Origin of the sequence: Kitasatospora sp. NPDC057512 (assembly GCF_042802135.1) — a bacterium.
Lineage (GTDB): Bacteria > Actinomycetota > Actinomycetes > Streptomycetales > Streptomycetaceae > Kitasatospora.
In genome coordinates, this window is record NZ_JBHVET010000915.1 from 1 (window position 1) to 2,869 (window position 2,869).

The window sequence follows — 2,869 nt, forward strand, 5'->3', positions numbered from 1 at the left end:
CGCCGGAACGGCCCCCCGAACCTCCCGGTCACGCCGGACCGTGGACCGCCCCGACCGCTCCGGACGCTCCGGACGCTCCGGACGCTCCGGACGCCCCGACCGCCCCGACCGCCTCCGACCGGCCGAACCGGTGCACCGCCACCGCCACCAGCACCAGCGCGGCCACCGACGGCCCCACCATCGGCAGCAGCTGCGAGACCCCGCCGGACCCGCGCCAGATGTTGAACAGGCAGCCCGGCCCGGCCAGCACCAGCGCCGCCACCCCCGCCGCCGTCGGCGCCACCCGCCCGCGCAGCCCGGCGAAGGTCAGCAGCAGCGGGACGACCAGCATCACCACGAACCACGCCAGGTCCAGCGGGAAGGTGGTGTCGTCCCAGCTCTGGGCCGCCTCCAGCAGCCCGCCCACGGCCACCGACGCCAGCACCAGGCCGGCCGTGCGCAGGCCCGGCCGGGGCAGCAGGTCCGTCGGCGCCGCGGCCAGCAGCAGCGCGGCCAGCACCAGCGGCAGCGCGGCCATCCCGATGTAGCCGCTCCACCACAGGTCGAAGGAGGAGGACCAGACGGCGTCCGCCAGGTTGTAGAGCCCCACCGCCCCCAGGACCAGCGCGCTGCCCCGCACCGCCGTCCACCGCCCCAGCAGCCCCGCCACCAGGAGCAGCGCGGCGGCCACCGGCGGGCCGAGCGACGAGAAGTAGACCTTGTACGGGTCCTCCCAGGTGAGCCAGTTGACGATCCGGTCCACGGTGGTCACCCAGGCCACCAGCGTGGCACCGGCCACCGCCCCGGCGAGCATCGGCGCGACCAGCGCCAGCAGCCGCCCGGCCGCCGTGGCGCCGGTCAGCCCGAGCCGCACCCGCAGCCCGTACACCGCCAGGCCGAGGACCTCCCGGGCGACCGCCGACCGGCCGCCCGCCGCCGTCGTGTCGGCGAACACCTCGGCCAGCTCCTCGCCACGCTCGCGGCGGTACGGCTCCGGGTAGAGCTGGAGCGCGGCCCGCAGCACCACCGAGGGCCCCGCGCCGATCACCGGTGTGGTCATGAGAGGCCTCCCCCCGTCGCGGGCCGCCCCTGCGACCCGGTCCTGCCCGGCAGCATCGACCGGATCCTGGTCAGTCGGCGCTCGGCCTCGGTGGCGACCGCCCGCAGCCGCTCCGCCTCGGCGGCCAGCGCCTCGCGGCCGGCGGTGGTCAGCGCGTAGCTGCGCCGGGCGCGGCCGTCCACCACCTCCTCGGCGGCGACCTCGATCAGACCCTGGCCCAGCAGCCGGTCGAGCGCCCCGTAGAGCGTGCCGGTGCGCATCTTGACCCGGCCGTCGGAGATCGCGGAGATCTCCTGGATGAGCGCGTAGCCGTGCCGCGGGGCGTCGGCCAGCGCGGTGAGCAGCAGCAGCGTGGGCTCCTGCATGGAGCGTTCTGTCATACGACTACATATATCGTCAACCTACCTATAGGTCCAGCGCCCAGTCCCCCGGGTCCGGCACCCGGCCGGGCCGCCACAATGGTCGCCATGCCGACCACCGAGGACGCCCCGCCCGCCGACGACCTGCTCGCCGCCTGGACCGCCCTGCTGCACCGCTGCGGGGCCGCCGTCGACCCCGAGCCGTACGGCCGGGAGCTGCTGCGCCGCTGGTCGGAGCCCCAGCGGCGCTACCACACCGCCGCGCACCTGCGCGCGGTGCTGGGCCTGGTGGACGAGCTGGCCGGGCACGCCGCCGACCCGGAGGCCGTCCGGCTCGCGGCCTGGTTCCACGACGCCGTCTACCGCCCCGACCGCACCGAGAACGAGGAGCGCAGCGCCGCCCTGGCCGTCCGCGCGCTGACCGCCGCCGGACTGCCCGCCGCGCGGGTCGCCGAGGTCGAGCGCCTCGTGCTGCTCACCGTCGGCCACGACCCCGCCCCCGGCGACCGCGACGGCGAGGTGCTCTGCGACGCGGACCTCGCCGTCCTCGGCGGCTCCGCCGAGGCGTACGCGGCGTACGCGGCCGCCGTCCGCGAGGAGTACGGCTTCGTCCCCGCGCCGGACTTCGCGGCCGGCCGGGCCGCCGTCCTGCGCCACCTGCTCGCCCTGCCGGCCCTCTACCGCACCCCGGCCGCCCGCGCCAACCTGACCGCGGAGCTCGGCACCCTCTGAGGCCCGTCAGCCCCACCGCCCGCGCACCCGGTCCGCGGCGGCCACGCCGCCCGTCACGGCCAGGACCCGCCCGGCCACGGCCCACCACGCGTCGTGGCCGGCCCCCGCCGCCTCCAGCACGGCCCACCACAGCCCGAGCCCGCAGCATCCGCCCGCCACACCCCACACCCAGCGCCTCATGCGCGCACCGTACCCACCCGCGCACCGGCCCAGGAAGGCGCCCCCGACCCCGAGTCGACCGGGCTAGGAGAGCTTCCCCACCGGCGCCACCACCGCGCCCTGCTTGCCGCACACCCAGTGCGGCTCCGGCCCCAGCTCGGGCTCCACGCTCAGCGCGTGCGGGTCCCCGTCGGCCGCGCAGTCGGTGCACAGCGGCCAGCGCCCGTACGCCTCCAGCAGCGCGTCCTGGACGTCCTGGGCGACCAGCCCGAGCACGTACTCGGTGCCGTCCGGCCACTGCTCCAGCCACCAGCGGCGGTGCGTCACGGCCTGCTCCACCAGCGAGACGACGGCGGCGTCCGCCACGTCCCGCGCGGTGAGGTCGGCCAGGATCAGTGCCCGCGCGTTGTGCAGGGCGGTCTCGATGTCGTCGGAAGCCATCCGTCCATTCTCCGTCCACCCGCCCGAACGCCGAAACGCCGGGACGTCCGAACGCCGAAACGCCCGAACGCCCGGGGCCCGAAACGCCCGCCGGACGCCGCCGGACGCCGAAACGCCGTGTGGGCGGCCCCCCGAAGGG

The 2,869-nt window shown here is 77.1% G+C and carries 5 protein-coding genes; 1 reads left to right on the top strand and 4 read right to left on the bottom strand.

The window, feature by feature from the left end; translation table 11 throughout:
* Nucleotides 1–28: 28 nt before the first annotated feature.
* Both ACFU6K_RS35700 and ACFU6K_RS35705 read right to left on the bottom strand, forming a co-directional pair.
* Nucleotides 29–1,039, bottom strand: a complete 1,011-nt coding sequence (locus ACFU6K_RS35700; RefSeq protein WP_380670295.1) for a hypothetical protein — start codon at nt 1,037–1,039, stop codon at nt 29–31.
* Nucleotides 1,036–1,419, bottom strand: coding sequence for a PadR family transcriptional regulator (locus tag ACFU6K_RS35705; RefSeq protein WP_380670297.1), 384 nt, complete (start codon nt 1,417–1,419; stop codon nt 1,036–1,038). The genes ACFU6K_RS35700 and ACFU6K_RS35705 overlap by 4 nt, the downstream gene beginning before the upstream one ends.
* Nucleotides 1,420–1,506: 87 nt before the next feature.
* Here ACFU6K_RS35705 and ACFU6K_RS35710 point away from each other — a divergent pair, with 87 nt between their 5' ends.
* Nucleotides 1,507–2,130: a hypothetical protein gene (locus ACFU6K_RS35710; RefSeq protein WP_380670299.1), complete on the top strand. Its 624-nt coding sequence runs from the start codon at nt 1,507–1,509 to the stop codon at nt 2,128–2,130.
* Nucleotides 2,131–2,136: 6 nt separating this feature from the next.
* Here ACFU6K_RS35710 and ACFU6K_RS35715 read toward each other — a convergent pair whose 3' ends face one another.
* On the bottom strand, nt 2,137–2,310 hold the full coding sequence (locus tag ACFU6K_RS35715) for a hypothetical protein (RefSeq protein ID WP_181970643.1): 174 nt from the start codon (nt 2,308–2,310) through the stop codon (nt 2,137–2,139).
* Nucleotides 2,311–2,373: 63 nt separating this feature from the next.
* A complete protein-coding gene (locus ACFU6K_RS35720) occupies nt 2,374–2,730 on the bottom strand; it encodes a hypothetical protein (protein WP_380670302.1) in 357 nt (118 codons plus the stop codon).
* Nucleotides 2,731–2,869 lie beyond the last annotated feature (139 nt).